At 70.7% G+C, this 17,755-nt stretch carries 15 protein-coding genes, 1 tRNA gene and 1 pseudogene; 7 read left to right on the top strand and 10 right to left on the bottom strand.

All coding sequences use genetic code 11. The features are described 5' to 3' along the window. Positions 1 to 39: 39 nt before the first annotated feature. The 3 genes from G6R24_RS21775 to G6R24_RS00630 form a co-directional block, all read right to left on the bottom strand. Positions 40 to 726 carry a hypothetical protein gene (locus tag G6R24_RS21775; RefSeq protein ID WP_163547180.1) on the bottom strand — a complete coding sequence of 229 codons (687 nt, stop codon included), beginning with the start codon at positions 724 to 726 and terminating at the stop codon, positions 40 to 42. Continuing rightward, complete coding sequence (locus G6R24_RS21770) at positions 710 to 1,441, bottom strand: ThiF family adenylyltransferase (RefSeq protein ID WP_163547178.1); 732 nt, start codon at positions 1,439 to 1,441, stop codon at positions 710 to 712. Before G6R24_RS21770 ends, G6R24_RS21775 begins: the two co-directional genes overlap by 17 nt. 178 nt (positions 1,442 to 1,619) lie before the next feature. Continuing rightward, entirely contained in the window at positions 1,620 to 3,140 is a 1,521-nt protein-coding gene (locus G6R24_RS00630; protein ID WP_163547176.1) for a zinc-dependent metalloprotease, read from the bottom strand. 120 nt (positions 3,141 to 3,260) lie between these two features. On the opposite strand from G6R24_RS00630, the gene G6R24_RS00625 reads away from it, so the two are divergent. The 3 genes from G6R24_RS00625 to G6R24_RS00615 all read left to right on the top strand — a co-directional run bounded on the left by G6R24_RS00625 (position 3,261) and on the right by G6R24_RS00615 (position 5,730). Next, complete coding sequence (locus G6R24_RS00625) at positions 3,261 to 3,857, top strand: molybdenum cofactor biosynthesis protein MoaE (RefSeq protein WP_476695800.1); 597 nt, start codon at positions 3,261 to 3,263, stop codon at positions 3,855 to 3,857. 150 nt (positions 3,858 to 4,007) lie between these two features. Then, positions 4,008 to 4,541 (top strand): hypothetical protein, encoded by a 534-nt coding sequence (locus G6R24_RS00620; protein ID WP_163547115.1) that lies wholly within the window; start codon positions 4,008 to 4,010, stop codon positions 4,539 to 4,541. Between the two features lie 148 nt (positions 4,542 to 4,689). Further along, a complete protein-coding gene (locus G6R24_RS00615) occupies positions 4,690 to 5,730 on the top strand; it encodes a YlbL family protein (RefSeq protein ID WP_163547175.1) in 1,041 nt (346 codons plus the stop codon). Between the two features lie 21 nt (positions 5,731 to 5,751). Here G6R24_RS00615 and G6R24_RS00610 read toward each other — a convergent pair whose 3' ends face one another. Further along, positions 5,752 to 6,258, bottom strand: coding sequence for a PPA1309 family protein (locus G6R24_RS00610; RefSeq protein ID WP_163547173.1), 507 nt, complete (start codon positions 6,256 to 6,258; stop codon positions 5,752 to 5,754). A 159-nt stretch (positions 6,259 to 6,417) separates the two neighbouring features. Here G6R24_RS00610 and G6R24_RS00605 point away from each other — a divergent pair, with 159 nt between their 5' ends. Together G6R24_RS00605 and G6R24_RS00600 are read left to right on the top strand one after the other, a co-directional pair. Beyond that, on the top strand, positions 6,418 to 9,354 hold the full coding sequence (locus G6R24_RS00605; protein WP_163547170.1) for a UPF0182 family membrane protein: 2,937 nt from the start codon (positions 6,418 to 6,420) through the stop codon (positions 9,352 to 9,354). A 175-nt stretch (positions 9,355 to 9,529) separates the two neighbouring features. Then, a tRNA-Met gene (locus tag G6R24_RS00600) sits at positions 9,530 to 9,606 on the top strand. A 271-nt stretch (positions 9,607 to 9,877) separates the two neighbouring features. On the opposite strand, the gene G6R24_RS00595 is transcribed toward G6R24_RS00600, so the two are convergent. Next, positions 9,878 to 10,156 carry a hypothetical protein gene (locus G6R24_RS00595; protein ID WP_163547168.1) on the bottom strand — a complete coding sequence of 93 codons (279 nt, stop codon included), beginning with the start codon at positions 10,154 to 10,156 and terminating at the stop codon, positions 9,878 to 9,880. 273 nt (positions 10,157 to 10,429) lie between these two features. Further along, a pseudogene (locus G6R24_RS00590) lies at positions 10,430 to 10,915 on the bottom strand (Lrp/AsnC family transcriptional regulator); the annotation flags it as partial. 273 nt (positions 10,916 to 11,188) lie between these two features. On the opposite strand from G6R24_RS00590, the gene G6R24_RS00585 reads away from it, so the two are divergent. Both G6R24_RS00585 and G6R24_RS00580 read left to right on the top strand, forming a co-directional pair. Further along, positions 11,189 to 12,562 (top strand): aspartate aminotransferase family protein, encoded by a 1,374-nt coding sequence (locus G6R24_RS00585; protein ID WP_225437920.1) that lies wholly within the window; start codon positions 11,189 to 11,191, stop codon positions 12,560 to 12,562. Between the two features lie 79 nt (positions 12,563 to 12,641). Further along, the gene (locus G6R24_RS00580; RefSeq protein WP_163547163.1) at positions 12,642 to 14,072 is read left to right on the top strand and encodes a gamma-aminobutyraldehyde dehydrogenase; all 1,431 of its coding nucleotides are present in this window, start codon (positions 12,642 to 12,644) and stop codon (positions 14,070 to 14,072) included. A 654-nt stretch (positions 14,073 to 14,726) separates the two neighbouring features. On the opposite strand, the gene G6R24_RS00575 is transcribed toward G6R24_RS00580, so the two are convergent. The 4 genes from G6R24_RS00575 to rsgA form a co-directional block, all read right to left on the bottom strand. Next, complete coding sequence (locus G6R24_RS00575) at positions 14,727 to 14,867, bottom strand: hypothetical protein (RefSeq protein ID WP_163547161.1); 141 nt, start codon at positions 14,865 to 14,867, stop codon at positions 14,727 to 14,729. 74 nt (positions 14,868 to 14,941) lie between these two features. Beyond that, on the bottom strand, positions 14,942 to 15,712 hold the full coding sequence (locus G6R24_RS00570; protein WP_163547159.1) for a glycerophosphodiester phosphodiesterase: 771 nt from the start codon (positions 15,710 to 15,712) through the stop codon (positions 14,942 to 14,944). Positions 15,713 to 15,824: 112 nt separating this feature from the next. Beyond that, complete coding sequence (gene hisN, locus G6R24_RS00565) at positions 15,825 to 16,670, bottom strand: histidinol-phosphatase (RefSeq protein WP_163547158.1); 846 nt, start codon at positions 16,668 to 16,670, stop codon at positions 15,825 to 15,827. 97 nt (positions 16,671 to 16,767) lie between these two features. Further along, complete coding sequence (gene rsgA, locus G6R24_RS00560; protein WP_163547156.1) at positions 16,768 to 17,754, bottom strand: ribosome small subunit-dependent GTPase A; 987 nt, start codon at positions 17,752 to 17,754, stop codon at positions 16,768 to 16,770. Position 17,755 lies beyond the last annotated feature (1 nt).

Here is a 17,755-nt window from a genome sequence, read left to right as displayed (position 1 = left end):
GCCGTGTTACGGGAGGGTCGCGTGACGAACTGTTGGGTGTTATCCAGCTTCGGCTGGCCCAGCCCGGTGTGTCGGCGGGTCGCCGCGGCCGCCGGGACGGGGCGGAACCGTGCCCGCCCGGGGCACCCCCGGCGGCGCGGCCCGGGCGGCGCGACGGGCTGTCCGACAGGGACAGTTGGGGTGCACCGGCCAGCTGCGGCGGGCGACCTGCCAGCCGGGCACGGCGAACTCCAGAGATCCGTTCGCCGTCGCCGGCAGGGGGGTCTCGCCGCGCAGCACTATGGCTTTCGTCTCAGCGATGCGGTGCGCCGCCGAAGGCCGCCGCTCGGCGTGGCCGGGCCGGGGGAGGGGAGCGGACGCGTCGAGATAGTCCAGGGCCTGCATCGCGGCGAGCGCCGCGACCAGACTCGCGAGGGTCACGTCGCAGGGGTCGTCGCCGGTGGTCCGCGGCCGGACCAGCTGGAGGGCGAGCCGCGGCCAGTCGGGATCCCGGTCGTGGCGGTGCAGATGCTGGCAGTGCAGGCAGGCCGTCACCGTGGGCACGACGAGCGGCCCGACGATTCCGCTGGTCTCACGCACCCCGGCCAGCAGATGGGCGTGACCGCGGTGTTCCAGGTCGAGCGCTAGATCCGGGGCGAGCAGCGGCGGGCCGATCGGGGCGAGCACCACCAGATCCGCTTCGAAGGCCGCGGGCACCGGTGGCCCGGAGTCACCGACCGCCGGCACCTGATCGGGCCGACCGGGCCGGGTGGAAGCGCGTGCCGGCCGGGATGGTGTCGCCGACGGCTGCTGCCCGGGGGGAACCATGGCCGATCCGGGTCAGCGCCGCACCCGCCGCGAGAGCCCGGGAGCGGCCCACATCGGCCAGGCGCAGCCCACCGGGCGCGACGTCGGCGGCGGAAACCACCCCGGGATCATCGATCACGATGCGGCCGATGCCGGCCGCACCCAGCAGGGCGGCGATCTGCGCACCGACCCGCCCGGCTCCCCGGACCAGCACCTGGGCGGCCTGCCGGGCCCGCAGCACCGCCAGCGGGCGAGCCGGATCGGCCCAGCGCAGGGACAACGCGGCCAGATCCGGAAGCAGCCGGGCTCGTTCGGCCCGGGCGGTGACGGCCGGCTCCACGGCGCTGCCCGGTACCCCCAGGGCCTCGGCGAGCCGTGCGGCCGCCTGCGGGTCGGGAGCCATCAGCGACGACGTGAGGGTCGCGTCGGTCAGCATGCCGGCCTCGGCGAGCAGATCAAGCAGATCCTGACCGGCCGGGCCGCCGTCGGCACGCACCTGCTCCCAGGTGCGGCGGCCGTCGAGCGTGTCGAGCAGGGCCGTGTGCGCCGGCTGGAGACCGGTGACGACCACGGCCCGAGTCGGATCGATGCCGAGCTGCAAGGTCGAGCCGTTGTGCCAGAGCCGACGTAGGCCAGGCTTGAGGATCGGGCGCATGGATCCCCCGCGGGTCCACCGGCGGCCGCGGCCGCCGGACACAGTTCGGAATCCGGCCCGTGGGCCGGGAGGACCACCGTGTCACGCGGATCCGGTCCTGGGCGAGAGCCCGCCGACCGCTGTGGACGAGCGATCCGAGCCTGTGGACAACCGTCGGCCCGTCCGGACGAACGGACGATCAGCCGGTACCGTCCGGCCGATCGCCACCCGGACCCTGCGCACTCGGGCCTTCGTCCCCCGCGTCCGTGCCATCGCTGGCCGTGTCATCGGTGGTCGTGCCATCCGTGGTCGTGGCGCCCGGGCCGTCACCAGCCGGGCCGGTGCCGCTCGGTCCCCGACCGGCCGAACCCTTGCTGAGGCCGCTTTCAGCCGGTGGCGTGTCGCGCAGCTTCTCGATCTCGGCGATGGGGTCGTCGAGCACACCGGAACTCGTCGTGTGCACGAAGCCGTCGGGTGAACCCAGATCGTCCGAGGTGGGCAGCAGGTCCGGATGCTCCCAGACCGCGTCGCGCCCGTCCCGGCCACGAGCCTGCGCCAACGCCGCCCACAGGGCCGCCGCCTCCCGCAGCTTGCGGGGCCGAAGTGACAGCCCGACCAGTGTCGCGAAGGTCTGCTCGCCCGGGCCTCCCTCGGCCCGGCGGCGGCGGACCATCTCCCGCAACGCGGCCGATCCCGGCAGATGCCCGGTCGCCGCGGCATCGGTGACATGGTCGACCCAGCCCTCGATCAGCGCGAGGATGAGCTCGAGGCGGGCGAGCGCCGCCTGCTGCTCGGGTGTGGTCGCGTCGTTGAACACGTCCTCCCCGAGGGCCTCGGACAGCCGCTCGGGGTTCATCAGCGCACTCGGATCGACCATCCGCATCACCCGGCCGACGGCCTCGGTGTCGACCGCGATGCCGCGGGCGTACTCCTCGACCGCGCCCAGGACGTGCGCCCGCAGCCACGGCACATGCGCGAACAGCCGACTGGAGGCCGATTCCCGCAGCGCCAGGTAGATGCGCACCTCGTCCGCCGGGATCTCCAGGCCAGCGCCGAAGTCGGCGACACCGGCGGGTACGAGGGCGGCCATCCCGGCCGGCCCCAGCGGCAGTCCCACCTCGGTGGAGGAGACGACCTCGGCGGCCAGCGTCCCGATCGCCTGGCCGACCTGAGCGCCGAACAGCATGCCGCCGACCTGGTTCATCATGCTCATGACCGGTCCACCGGCGCCCATCAGCGCACTGAGATCGCCCCCCGGTGGCAGCGCGCCGCGCAGCTCCTCGGGCAGCTCGATGCCACCCCCGCCCAGCTGGCTCAGCCCACTGGAGATGCCGGTCCGCATCGCCTCGACGACCTTGGTCGCGATCGGATCACACAGGGTGCGCCACACCGGCAGGGTCTTCTCGACCCATTCCACCCGCGACCAGCCGGCCGCGCTCGTGGCCCCGGAGGGCAGTGCGGTGACCGGGTCGAGCCAGACATCGGCGATCCGCAGCGCCTCCGCGACCTGATGCTGTTCGCCGACGGGGACGACGGAGGCACCGTCACCCAGTGAGCGGACCGCGATCTGGCGCGCCAGCTCCCAGTTGACCGGGCCGCCCTGCCAGGACAGCAGCCGCTCCAGCTCGGCGAAGAACGGCGCTCCACTGCCGAAGGGGGAGCGGGGCTCCTCGCCGCCACCACCGGTGGGGCCGAAGCCGAACGGAAGGTCGCCACTCATCGGACGTGGCCTGATCGGGAAGCGAGACGTCGCGTGTGCGGTTCGGGCATGAACCCACGGTAATGCGTTTTCTGCCGGCTGGGCGGAACGGCCGCCGCGAGGCACGGTTAGGGTCGAGATGTGGAGCCGACCAGCGTTGCGACAACGGACGGACCCGACGACACCGCCCCCGCGGCCGATCCCACCGGCGCGACCGACAGCGAACCCATCGCCGACGGCGCCCCCACCCTCATGACCTTCTCGCCCACCGCCGACGCGGCCGCTGGCGGTGCCGGGGGCGGGCCGGTGGGCAACCCCGCTCGGGTCACCCTGGCCGAGGTTCGTGACGCTACGTTGTCGATCGACGAGTGCGTCTCGGCCGTGCTGCTGCCCGAAGTTGGCGGGATCGCGCTGTTCGTGGGCGTGGTAAGGGATAACGATCACGGACGCCCGGTGACCGACCTTGCTTACGAGGCGCATCCGCGAGCGGAGGTGGAGCTGGCGCGGGTCGCGGCGGACGTCGCGGCGCGGGCGGGGGCCCACGCGGTCGCGGTGACCCACCGAACCGGGCATCTCCACGTGGGGGACGTCGCGGTCGTGGTGGCCGTGGGCGCGGCCCATCGCGGCGAGGCATTTGCCGCCTGTCGTCGTCTGATCGATGACATCAAGTCGCAGGTTCCCATTTGGAAACACCAGATTTTTGCCGATGGCGCGGTGGAATGGGTAGGCGCCTGCTGAGCGGGGCACCTACGATAGAAATTAGTCACCTTCTTGTTCGTCTCGACGTCGAGGCTTCCCATGTGGTTCCTGCTGATCCCCCCTGTCGCCCTCGTCGTGGCGCTCGTGTGGGTTGCCATGCGTAGCCGACCCGACCGTTCCTCCGAAGCCATGATCACTATCGCGGGCTACCGGCGCAGCATGGCCGCGCTCGCCCGCCCGATTCCCCCCGCGTCCTCCACCTCCGACCGTCGTGGTGCGATGGACGGCGACGCCTTCCCGTTCGCACCGGAGGGCGGCGGCCGCTCCCACCGGCCCGATCCCGACGAACGCATCCCGCACTCGCGGGAGGGCTACGGTCCCGGTCCAGATGACCGGTTCTGGTCGGATCGGGACTGGTCCGAGTTCGGCTGGTCCGATCGGGACTGGTCGGCTGGTGACTGGTCCGACCACGGCCTGGCGGATTCCGATCCGCGCGATCATCGCCTGGGTGATGTCGACCTGCCCGACCGAGATCCGCGCGGGCGAGGTGGGTACGACACCAGCCTGCCGGCCCGATTCAACGACGACCCGTTCGATGTCGACTCCCTCGATATCGATCCCCTCGATGTCGACGACACCTATCTGCTGAGCCCGGTCACCGGGCCGATCGTCCTCGACGATCTGCAGAAGCGGCCGCGGCCTCGCCCGGAGGGTTCCGAGTAGGGCCCCTCGGCCCGCACGTCGGCGCCCGTCGCATCTCGTTGCGGCGGGCGCCGTCTCGTATGCCCAGCGGGTGCCGTGTCGTATGCCCAGCGGGCGCCGGCGGTGGACGGCTGGTCCCGTGGCGCGGGTGGGTACATAGACTGCGGGAATGGTCCGGCGCACCCAAACACTGGTGGTCACCTCGGTTTTGGCGCTGGTGTTGCTGGTGGTCGGCCTGTGGCTGCCGGTCCCCTTCGTCACACTCGCACCCGGGCCGGTGACCGACACCCTCGGCGCGGTGGACGGCACGCGGCTGATCACCATCGAGGGGCGCCGCACCTACCCGACGTCCGGCCGGCTGGAACTGACCACCGTCGAGGAGACGCCCCGGCTCAACCTGGTCAGTGCCCTGCACGACTGGCTCGACTCCGACCAGGCGGTGGTGCCCACCGAGCTGATCCGGCCCCGCGGCTCCTCCGAGCAGCAGGTCCAGCAGGAGAACACCCAGGCCATGCTGGACTCCCAGGACCAGGCGACCGCCGCGGCCCTCGCGCAGCTGAAGATCGAACCCACCGGCGCGGCGGTCACGGTCGGTTCCGTACCGGATGGCTCCCCGGCGGCCGACAAACTCGCCACCGCCGACGTGCTCACCAAGGTCAACGGGGTCGCGGTGACCAGTCAGGAGCAGCTGCGCACCGAGATCGGCAAGGTCCGTCCCGGAGCATCGGTGACCATCAGTTATCGCCGTGCCGGCAAGGACGAGTCCACGACGATCGTCACCCGGCCGTCGCCCGACGATCCGAACCGCGCCATCATCGGCGTCACGACCAGCCTCAAGAACACCTATCCGTTGACGGTCAGCATCCGCCTGTCGGACGTGGGTGGTCCCAGCGCCGGCCTGATGTTCGCGATGGGCATCGTGGATCTGCTCACACCCGGCGAGCTCACCGGCGGCAAGATCATCGCGGGTACCGGGACCATCGACGAGAAGGGTGTGGTCGGCCCGATCGGCGGCATCCAGCAGAAGGTCCTCGGCGCCCGGGAGTCCGGTGCGACGATCTTCCTCGTGCCGGCGGCCAACTGCACGGACGCCAAGGCCGTCGAGCGGGGCAAGGCACCCCGCCTGGTCAGGGTGACCACCCTGGCCGACGCCCTGAGCTCGGTCGAGGCCCTGCGGACCAACCCGGCCGCGACCGTCCCGTCCTGCTGAGCGGACGGGACGGCCAGGCGTTCACTGGAAGGTCGCGAGCAGCCCGTCGATCAGGTTGTCGGCGAGGTCAGGATCGACCACGAGTTCGTCGTCGCCCCGTACCCGCAGGCAGGAGGCGTGCAGCCCGCTGCGGGTCACCCCGACGGCGAGCCGGACGTCCTGGCGTTCGGGATGGTTGGCGGCCCAGTACTCGATCTCCTCGTCGGAGTACGGCGCCTCCTGCTCGGCGCTGGGCGGCAGGACGACCAGTTCGGTGACCAGAACGCAGCCCAGCACCTCCGGGGGCCATCCGATGCCCGCCAGCACCTCGTCGAGACGGCCCACCGGCAGCGGCTCCTGCTCGACCGGAGTCAGCGACCCGGGCGGCGAGTCGCCGATGTGGGGGGCCAGTGCTGGTTCGCGGGCCAGCAGGTCACCGGTGTCCGCGAGGGCGTAGACCTGGCTGGGTTGGTCCCACCCCGAGTCGGCGACGTGTCGCTCGACCTCGAGTACGACGGAGGTCAACTCCGTGATGTTCGGGCTGCTCACCGACCCATCCTCTCCGATCTGCCCGCAGCCGCTGGCGTAGGTTGCGGTACAGGGTGCTTCACGCTCCGTCCGACGTGTCGGACAGAGGCCGTACCACCTGACGACGACGACGTACGAACAACGACCGCGGGCCGACCGCCCTGACCGCACGGAGGAACTGTGGCCTCGACCAGCCCCCGCCCGGTGCTGACCCGCGCCAAGGTGATTGTCCCGGTGGCGCTGGTCCTGGCCGTGCTGATCGCGTTCGTCACGGTCTTCACGCGGTTCTACACCGATCTGCTGTTCTACCGCTCGGTGAACTTCAGCAAGGTCTTCACCACCGTCATCTACACCCGGATTCTGTTGTTCGTGCTCTTCGGTGTGGTGATGGCCGTTGTGATCGGGACCAGCATCGTACTGGCCTACAAGCTGCGCCCCCCGGTGCGGCCGCTGTCGACCGAACAGCAGAACCTCGAGCGGTACCGCTCGGCCGTCGAGCCGTACATGAAGCTGGCCCTGGTCGCGGTGGCAGCGCTGTTCGGCCTGGCCGCGGGACTGTCCGCGTCCGGACACTGGCGCACCTGGCTGCTGTGGGTGAACGGGGTGAAGTTCGGCGAGACCGACCCGCAGTTCCACCGGGACATCAGCTACTACACCTTCACCTACCCGTTCCAGCGGTTCCTGCTGGGCTTCCTGCTGACCGCGGTCCTGCTCTCGCTGCTGGTGACGATCCTGACGCACTACCTGTTCGGGGGAATCCAGCTGCAGACGCCCCGGGAGCGGGTGACACCGGCCGCCAAGGCGCACATCTCGGTCCTGCTGGGGCTGGTGGCGCTGCTCAAGGCCTGGGCCTACTGGCTGGACCGGTTCGGCTCGGTGTTCTCCTCCCGCGGCGTGGCCACCGGAGCGTCGTACACCGACGTGCACGCGGTGCTGCCGGCCAAGCTCATCCTGCTGTTCATCTCGCTGGCCTGCGCGGTGCTGTTCATCTACAACATCTTCCAGCGCGGCTGGACGTTGCCGCTGGTCGGCGTCGGCATCCTGGCACTGTCCTCGGCGGTGATCGGCGGCATCTACCCGACCTTCGTCCAGCAGTTCCAGGTCCGGCCGAACGAGGCCACCCGGGAGACGCCCTACATCGAACGCAACATCACCGCGACCCGGGACGCCTACGGCATCGACAAGGTGCGCTCCGAACCGTACGCGGCCCGCACCGACGTCACCGCCGCCAAGGTCGCCGCCGACACCGGCACGATCCCGAACACCCGGCTGCTCGACCCGAGCAAGGTGTCCCGCACGTTCCAGCAGCTCCAACAGATCCGCGGCTACTACACCTTCCCGAAGACCCTGGACGTCGACCGTTACACCGTCCGCGGCGACGACGGCAAGAACGTCACCGGTGACTACGTCGTCTCCGTCCGGGAACTGAACCAGGCCGGTCTCGGCACCGAACAGCGCAACTGGATCAACGACCATCTGACCTACACCCACGGCAAGGGTTTCGTCGCCGCGCCGTCGACCACCGTCGACAACGGCCGGCCCGCCTTCGAGCAGGGTGAGCGCAACCTGCCCCAGGAAGGCGACTTCGGCGTCACCCAGGACCGGATCTACTTCGGCGAGATGTCACCGAAGTACTCGGTCGTCGGCACCCGCCAGGTGGAGATCGACGGTCCCGGCCCCGGCAACACCCAGGCGACGACGACCTACAACGGTGACGGCGGAGTCTCCATCGGCTCCACCTTCCGCCAGGGGCTGTTCGCCCTGCGGTTCGGTGAGAAGAACCTGCTGCTCTCCGGGGACATCACCAAGAACTCGCGCATCCTCTACGAGCGCAACCCGCGCGACCGGGTCAGCAAGGCCGCGCCCTGGCTCACCCTGGACGGCGACCCCTACCCGGCCGTCGTCAACGGCAAGATCACCTGGATTCTCGACGGCTACACCACCTCGGACGGCTACCCGTACTCGGCCCGACGCACCCTCGGCGACGTCACCGCGGACGCGGTCACCGCGCAGAGCGGCAACCGCGCGCAGCAGCCCCCGGACCAGGTCAACTACATCCGCAACTCGGTGAAGGCCACCGTCGACGCCTACGACGGCACCGTCACGCTGTACGCCTGGGACGAGAAGGACCCGGTGCTGCGCACCTGGATGAAGGCGTTCCCCGACACGGTGCAGCCGAAGAAGGCCATCTCCCCGTCGCTGATGGAGCACCTGCGCTACCCCGAGGACCTCTTCAAGGTGCAGCGTGACCTGATCGGCCAGTACCACGTCGCCGACACGCCCGGTCGCACCCCCGCCCAGGTCGCCCAGGACTTCTACTCCCAGGTGGACTTCTGGCAGGTCTCCGACTCACCGGACGGCAGCGACCAGCCGCAGCCCCCGTTCTACGTCTACAGCCAGCTCCCCGGACGGACGAAGCCGACCTACAACCTCACCTCCCCCCTGATCTCGGCGCGCTCCTCCAAGCTCGCCGCCTACATGGCCGTCTCCAGTGATCCCGGTACCTACGGCCAGTTCACCCTGCTCAAGCTCCCCTCCGGGGACACCATCAGCGGCCCCGTGCAGGTGCAGAGCGCCATCGAGTCCAACGCCGACGTCGTCAACAAGCTCACCCTGTGGCGTGGCGCCGGCTCCCAGACCATCGAGGGCAACCTGCTGACCCTGCCCGTCGCCGGTGGTCTGCTCTACGTCGAGCCGTACTACGTCCAGGCCCGCGGCAGTACCGGCTACCCGACGTTGCAGGGGGTCGCCGCCGCGTACGGCGAACGCATCGGCTTCGGCACCTCCCTGGGCGAGGCCCTCGACAAGGTCTTCGGATCCGGGGCGGGTGCCGCCGCCGCCGGAGCCGGCTCCGGCGCCGACAGCGTCACCAACGGTGATCAGGACGGCACCGGCGCCGGTGGTGCGGGCTCGGGTGGCACCGGTGCCACCGGTGGTTCAGCGGCCGGCGGTGGCACCGCGCTGCAGGACGCGATCAACGATGCCGACCGCGCCTACCAGTCGGGCCAGACCGCCCTGGGCAAGAACCCACCCGACTTCACCGCCTACGGCCAGTCCCAGTCCGACCTCGCGGCCGCTCTCGCCCGCCTGCGCGCCCTCACCGCCGAGAGCGGCTAACCCGATCCCCGTCGAGCTCCGACGGTCTCGCCCTCCACAGGACGAGACCGTCCAGGGCGGCGAGTGGTCACGGTCCTGGATGGGCGAGGGAAGATCGATACGAGAAAACTCGAGCTTGGTACGCCATCGATTTGACACCCCCCGGTGGCGAACATGTATGGTGAACTCACACCGACGCGGGGTGGAGCAGCTCGGTAGCTCGCTGGGCTCATAACCCAGAGGTCGCAGGTTCAAATCCTGCCCCCGCTACCACCGAAATAAGACCCGGATGAGAATCCGGGTCTTATTTCATTTTCTGGGTGGAGACGGCCGCGGGCCGCCAGCCGCCGGCTCTGTGGATGGGGTCGGTGCGGGAAGGTCGCGGTTCGTACGCGCACCACGTTCGGGCCCGTGGCCAGGGTATTCCGATGACGGGCGGGAGCCCGCGGCTCGGGAGGTGGTCGGCCGTCCCGCGGGACGCAGGACGACGCGACCTACCCGCCGGTGCGGCCGCTCGGCCGCAGGGCCGCCGACAACGTGCCGGTCAGCGGGGGTGCGCCTGCGGATGGGGGCGGGGAGCGCGCCAGGGTGAGGATGGTTGGACGGCTTCGGCGGCGCGGACGAGGGACTGGGCGAGGCTGCGAGCCTCGTCAGGGCCCAGGTAGGCGGCGGCAAGGGTGTCCAGCATGGGAGCGTCGACCCGGAGCAGGATCACGGCGGTGCTGCCGGCGGCGGCCGGTGGCTCGGGCCGCACGGTGATCTCGGCCTGGCCGATGCGGGTCGTCAGAATGCCGTCCTGCGGGTCATGGTGGACCAGCGCCATGGTTACCCCATTATGTCCGAACCGGAGCCAGTGGGATTCCACTGTGCCTGTTTGACTCCTGTTGACGCTTTGTCGTTGCCTTGATGTGGTGTCCTTTGTGTGACTCCGCTGCCCGTTCAAGGGTGGCAGGCCGTCCGTTCCCGCCGGATGGCGGTCTCACCCGCCGTCGCGCTGGTGTTCCCGCCCGCGGTCGGGGTTCTCGCCGCGGCCAGGGTGGTGGTCGCCGAGGGGGGAACGTGCGGGGTCGACCGGGGCGCGGCTGGCGGTGTGCGTGCCCCAGGTGTAGGTCTGCTTCACCAGGCGGAGGTAGACGAAGGTCTCGGTGGCGATGACCTGCGGCATGGCCCGGATGCTGCTGTTGATCGCGTCCAGCAGATGCTCGTCGTCCTCGGCGACGAGCTCGACCAGGAGGTCGAACGAGCCGGCGGTGAGGACCACGTAGTCGACCTCGGGCAGTTCGGCGATCTGCTCGGCGGCGACCCGGGCGTCGCCACTGACCCGGACCCCGACCATCGCCTCGCGGTGGAAGCCGACCTGCAACGGATCGGTGACCGCCACGATCTGCATCACCCCGGCCTCCAGTAGCCGCTGGACGCGCTGGCGTACGGCGGCCTCGGACAGACCGACGACACCGGCCATGGCCGCGTAGGAGCGCCGCCCGTCGGCCTGTAGCTGCTCGATGATGGCCCGATTGACGTCGTCCAGCAGCCCGTCCGAGCCGGACCGCTGGCCAGGGGCCCGTCGCGCCCGCACCGGCATCCTCCTTGGCTCCCGCATCTGCCGTCATCGTATGGCTACCGACGAGTCCATGGGGATGCGATTCCAAAATCCGACTTTCCCGACGGATTCCGTCGTTGATTCGGGATGCGGGCTACGCTTTCAGTGGTCAAGCTAACTGTCGAAGCGGTGGGTCGGCTTCGTGAGGGGGCGTGGACGATGGCAGAGACGATCGTGCCCGGGCGGTGGTCGGGGCGCACAGCGGGGGAAGCGGATCGCGACGGGCGGCCGCGGCGAAAGCAGGGGCAGCGGGAGGTGGGGGCGCTGCGAGCTCGGGCCGAGGAACTCACCGAGCGTGAGGAGGCCCGGTTGCGGGCCGGCACACCCGGCTCGCGGCGGATGCACGAGCGGGCGGTGCGGTCGATGACGTCCGGGGTGCCGTCGTCCTACCAGGTCCGTGATCCGTGGCCGATCTACCTCACCCATGGGGTCGGTTCGCGGGTGTGGGACGTGGACGGTACGGAGTACGCAGACTTCCACAACGGCTACGGATCGATGGTCCAAGGGCACGCCCATCCGGCGATCGTGCGGGCGGTCCGTGATCGGATCGGTCTGGGCAGCCACTTCGCGATGCCGACGGAGGACTCCATCGTGGTCAGCGAGGAGCTGGCTCGCCGGTTCGGGCTGCCGCAGTGGCGTTATGTGAACTCGGGCTCCGAAGCGACGATGGACGCCATCCGGATCGCCCGCGGCGTCACCGGCCGCGACACCATCATCAAGATCTTCGGTTCCTACCACGGGCATCACGACTACGTGATGGTGTCCATCGGCACGCCGTACGCCGACATCGGCCCGGCCGAGCACATGAACTCCCTCGGCTACGGGGCGGGCATCCCGCAGGCGGTCATCGACCTCACGGTCCCGGTGCCGTTCAACGACGCGTCCTCGATGGAACGCCGCATCGAGGAACTGGAGTCCGAGGGTCGACTACCAGCCTGCGTGATCATGGAAGCGGCGATGATGAACCTCGGGGTGGTGCTGCCCGAGCCGGGCTATCTGCAGGCGGTCCGGGAGATCACGGCCAGGCACGGCATCGTGCTGATCTTCGACGAGGTCAAGACGGGACTGTGTGTCGCCCCGGGCGGGGCGACGCAGCGTTTCGGGGTCCGCCCGGACATGGTGACGTTGGCCAAGGCGCTCGGCGGCGGGCTGCCGTCCGGGGCGATCGGCGCCACCGCGGAGATCATGGAAGTGGTCGCGTCCGACCGGGTGAAGCAGGTGGGCACGTTCAACGGCAACCCGCTGACCATGGCCGCCGCACGGGCGAGCCTGCTGGAGGTGCTGACGCCCGCCGCCTACGATCATCTTGATCGCCTCAACGACCGGCTGATCGGTGGCTGCGACACCATTCTCGCCCGGTACGGCATTCCCGGCTACACGGTCGGCATCAGTTCCAAGGGCTGCGTGAACATCACGGACGCGCCGATCCGCGACTACACGTCCTTCATGGCGCACCAGGTGGCGGAGCTACCCGATCTCGCCTGGCTCTACCACGCCAACCGCGGTGTGCTGATGGCGCCGGGGCGCGAGGAGGAGTGGACCCTGTCGGTGCAGCACACCGACGCCGATGTCGACCGCTACCTGGACGGACTCGACCAGCTCGCCCAGGACCTCGTCGCCGCCGGCTGAACGCCACCAGAGGTGCCCGCCCGCCCGCGTACGCGGGCGCTTGACCAACCGACGGTGCTGACCGAACGAGGGAGAAGACATGGACGCGACCCTGACCAACCTGATCAACGGGGCCGCCGTGCCCTCGGCCGAGGGCACGACGACCCCGATCGTGGACCCGGCGACGGGTCGGACGGTGGCCCACGCGCCCCGCTCGGGACCGCTCGACGTGACCGCGGCCGTCGAGGCGGCCACGGCGGCGTTCCCGTCGTGGCGCGACACCCCCGCGGCGCAGCGCGCCCGGGCCCTGCTGCGGCTCGCGGACGCGGTGGAGGAGCGGGCGGACGAGATCGCCGCGGTGGAGAGCGCCAACACCGGTAAGCCACTGGCCCTCACCCGCAGCGAGGAGGTCGGGCCGAGCGCCGACCAGATCCGCTTCTTCGCCGGGGCCGCCCGCACGTTGGAGGGCCGCGCGGGTGGTGAGTACCTGGCCGGGCACACAAGCTTCGTGCGCCGCGAGCCGGTGGGGGTGTGCGCGCAGGTCACGCCCTGGAACTATCCGCTGATGATGGCCGTGTGGAAGATCGCCCCGGCGATCGCCGCGGGCAACACGGTCGTGCTCAAACCGGCCGAGACGACGCCGGCGTCCAGTCTGCTGCTGGCCCGGATCGCCGCGGAGTTCCTTCCGCCCGGCGTGCTCAACGTCGTGTGCGGGGACCGCGACACCGGACGGGCCCTGGTCGCCCATCCCGGGCCGGCGATGGTGTCGATCACGGGCAGTGTGCAGGCGGGGATGGCGGTGGCGCGGGCGGCGGCCGACACGCTCAAGCGGGTGCACCTGGAACTCGGCGGTAAGGCGCCGGTCATCGTCTTCGACGACGTCGATCCGAGCGAGGTGGCCACCGAGATCGCCGCGGCCGCCTACTTCAACGCCGGTCAGGACTGCACGGCCGCGACCCGGGTGCTCGCCGCCGACGGTGTGTACGACGCGCTCGCCGCGGCCCTGGCCAAGGCCGCCCAGAACACCACCACGGGCGCACCGGACGAGCCGGGCGTCGACTACGGGCCACTCAACAGCGCCGACCAGCTCGCCCGGGTCAGCGGCATCGTCGAGCGGGCACCCGCGCATGCCGAGGTGCTCACCGGCGGGGCGTCCCTGCCTCGACCCGGTTTCTTCTACCCGCCCACCGTCGTCGCGGGGCTACGCCAGGACGACGAGCTCAGCCAGCGGGAGGTGTTCGGGCCCGTCATCACCATGCAGCGCTTCGACACCGAGGACGCGGCGGTGGCCTGGGCCAACGGGGTCGACTATGGCCTTGCCTCGAGTGTGTGGACCCGCGATCACGGCCGGGCGATGCGGGTCGCGCGGCGGCTGGATTTCGGTTGTGTGTGGATCAACACCCACCTGCCGCTGGTTGCGGAGATGCCACATGGCGGCTTCGGCCGTAGTGGCTACGGCAAGGATCTGTCGGTCTATGGACTTGAGGACTACACCAGGATCAAGCATGTGATGAGCAACATCGAGTTCTGATCCGGATGGCATGGGAGTCCGGCCGCCCGGCGGAACTGGCGGACTCGCCTTCGTCCGGCAGAGACACCGCGGAAGTGGCTGCTGGTTCGGTACAGTTCCTGGTTCCCTTCGGCCAAGGGGCGCTGTTCGGGCGGCCTGGACTTCGTGTGATGTGCGCTCTTCGGAGCTGGTCTGCATTAACAGGTCGCCAGCTACTATCATGGAGTTCAGGTGGGCAGGCCGCTGTCAATATGGCCTATCCTTGGTGACGTAACATCAAAGTCGTCAAATCGCGGAGGTCGACTCTTGGCACGCCGTGCACGACTCAGCTGGCCGCAGGAACGGCGCCAGGCGAGTGAAGTGGTCGTTCGCCGGGTTGACCCCGGGCGGGGCTGGACCTTGGAACAGGCTCGTGACCTGGTGAGGCAGGGTTACTCGGTCGAGCGAGTAGCGGAACGCACCGGGTTTCCGGAGCAGATGCTGCAGGTCGCCGAGGTTGGCGAGGCCACAGAGGAGGACTGAGCGGAGTCATCCGCCATCGCGGTGTCAGGAAAGTGTCCGTAGCGAGTCCGGGGCTCATCCGCAGCGGGTTGTGCGTTAATCGCGCTCGGCGGCCAATCGGCCGGTTCGTCCCACCGGGCGGCTAACCTCGTTGCGCTCGCCGATCGCCGGCGGCTATACCTCGCCGAAGTCAACACAACGCACAGGTTTATCGTCGGTCATGTAGTCGGTCACGCTGCGCATCATGCTTTGCGTGGCCTTGCCGTCCTCGATGGCCGCTCTGATGTCGACAGCGCCGTTGGCCAGCTGGCTCATTGTGCCGGTGTGGCGGTTCCGCGCGTCACAGCGCCCGGATGGCTGTCACAGCGCTCAGGTGGCCGTCCCGGCGCTCAGGTGGGCGAGGGCGGTCGAGCATCGTCGGCCGGGGGAGTACCGGGTCGTCGGCCGGTCACCCGCACCAGCCGGTCCAGATGGTCGCTGTAGACGGCGTCGAGCCGGTATCCGGCCAGCCGGCGCAGGGTGGCCGTGCGCTGGGCGTCCCAGCCGAAGGCGGCTATGCCCCGCTCGTGGAGCACCGCGACGATGCCGGCGGTGCGGGGGGTCCATTCCCGGGTGCGCAGGTTGAGCGCGGCGATGCCGGCGGCGCGGAGCCGCTCGGCGTAGGCCTCGGGGCCCCCGCCGGCCCGGACGGCCTCGAGCGAGGCGGAGTTGACCAGTCGGACATCCGGGTCGTGGGCCCGGTAGTCGGCGAGCTGCGTGAGATGGCCGCACAGCCACAGGTGGCCCACCGCCGCGCCGCCGCCGGCCGCGCGGGCGACGGCGATGACGGAATCGGCTTTGGGCGCGAAACCCGTGTCCGGGCCCTTCAGGTCCAGACTGAGCTCGAAGGACAACCCGAACGACGCGCCGAGTTCGCGGTAGAACGCGGCCAGCGTCGGCAACCATCCCGGCAGCTGCCGGGCCGCCAGGGTGGCGATCGGCCGCCGCCGCCCCGGCGGCCCGAGCGCCCCGTCGTGGTGCAGGACGGGCACGCCGTCGGCGGTCAGCCAGACATCGGACTCCAGGCCACCCGCCCCGCCGGCCAGCGCCCGGCGAAACGCCGGCATGGCGTTCTCCCGCTGGTGCGGGGCGGGCGACCCACGATGTGCGAAGCCGATCATCAGCAGGCCCAGCCGGTCGAGCCGCCATGGTCGTGGTCATGGCGGCCGTGGTCGTGGGTGCGGGTGGTGCTGGGGCGGGTGGTGAGTGGTCCCGGCGGGTGACGCCAGGTGGTCAGCGGTTGAACGAGCGCAGCGCCGACTCGTGCAGCAGGCCGTTGGTCGTCAGGACCGTGCCGTGCCCCGGGCCGCGTGTTCCGGTCAGGTCGGTGAACCGACCACCGGCCTCCTCGACGATCACCTGTAGGGCGGCCATGTCCCACAGCGACACCTCCGGCTCGCAGGCAAGGTCGACCGCACCCTCGGCGACCATCATGTGCGACCAGAAGTCGCCGTAGGCGCGGGTGCGCCAGACCTGGTCGGCCAGGTCGAGGAACTCCTCGAGGCGACGGGCTGTCCGCCAGCCCTCGATCGAGGCGAACGACAGGAAGGCGTCGCTGAGCCGGGTCACCGGCGACACCCGCAACGCGCGGGTGTCGCCGGTGGCGTCGCGGGTGAACGCGCCGGTGCCCCGGGCCCCCCACCAGCGCCGGCTCATCGCCGGCGCGCTGGCCACACCGACGACCATCTCGCCGTCCACCTCGAGACCGAGCAGCGTGCCCCAGACCGGAACGCCCCGCACGAAGTTCTTGGTGCCGTCGACCGGGTCGAGAATCCAGCGCCGTCGGGAGTCGCCGCCGACCAGACCCTCCTCCTCACCGAGGACGGCGTCACCGGGCCGGGCGACGGCGAGCCGCTCGCGGATCATGGCTTCGACGGCGGTGTCCGCGTCGGAGACCGGGGTGTTGTCCGGCTTTGACTCGACGTGCAGGTCGACGGCCTGGAAGCGGGACAGGGTGAGCCGGTCGGCGGCGTCCGCGAGGCTCAGCGCAAGCGCGAGATCGTCGGTGACGGTGACGGTGACGGCGTCGGGAACCTCGGGGGACTCGGAACCCACGGAGGTGGGGTTAGGCGGGGTCACCCTGCGAGACTACGAGTCGAGCCCGGTCACGCGTCGCTGCGAAGGGCGCCCGGAACCCGTGTGACCCACGAGTGTGACGAATCTCCGATCGCCGCGGTCAGAGCGGTGTCGCGCGTGCCGCGAGCAGTCTGCGCAGGCTCGCCAGCCGCGCGGCGTCGGCACCGCCCCCGGTGACGGCGGAGTCCAGCGCGCAGTCCGCCGACGGCGCGAGATGCTCACATCCCGGCTGGCAGTACGCGGCCGCGGCGGCCAGATCGGAGAAGGCCGACAGCACCCGCGCCGGCGACACCGCGCCCAGCCCGAACGACCGTATCCCCGGCGTGTCGATCACCATGCCGCCGGCCGGCAACCGCAGTGCCACGGCCGCCGAGGAGGTGTGCCGGCCGCGTCCGGTGACCGCGTTGACCTCGCCGATCGCCCGGTCGGCGGCCGGCACCAGCCGGTTGACCAGGCTGGACTTACCCACCCCGCTGTGCCCGAACAGCACGCTGACCCGTTGCGTCAGCAGACTGTGCAGGTCCGTGAGGTCCTGGTCGGGCCGGGTGGCCACGACCGGAAAACCAAGCGGCCGGTACAGCTCGGTGATCGTTTCGGGGTCGGCGAGGTCCGCCTTGGTCAGGCACAGCACCGGCGCCAGACCGCCGTCGTAGGCGGCGACCAGACATCGGTCGATCAGGCCCGGCCGGGGCACCGGATCGGTGACGGCACAGACGATCACCAGGATGTCGGCGTTCGCCACGATCGGCCGTTCGGCCGGGTCGGTGTCGTCCGGGGTGCGCCGCAGCACGCTGGTGCGTTCCTCCCGACGGACCAGGCGGGCGAGCACCCCGTCGGTGCCGGACAGGTCCCCGACCAGGGCCACCTGGTCGCCGACGACGACGGACGTGCGGCGCATCGACCCACCGCGCACCGCCGCGACCAGCCGGTCGGGCCACGGCTGCGGCCGGCAGGAGTACCGGCCGCGGTCGACACCGACCACGACCGCCGGCACGGCCTCGGCATGGTCGGGCCGCTGCCGGGTGCGGGGACGTGACCCCCGACCGGGACGGATGCGGACGTCGTCCTCGTCGAGCTCTCGGGGCATC

Source organism: Candidatus Frankia nodulisporulans (assembly GCF_902806475.1).
In the GTDB taxonomy this organism is placed as follows: domain Bacteria; phylum Actinomycetota; class Actinomycetes; order Frankiales; family Frankiaceae; genus Frankia; species Frankia umida.
The sequence above is the reverse complement of the archived record's forward strand: the minus strand, read 5'-3'. Positions and strand labels throughout refer to the sequence as shown.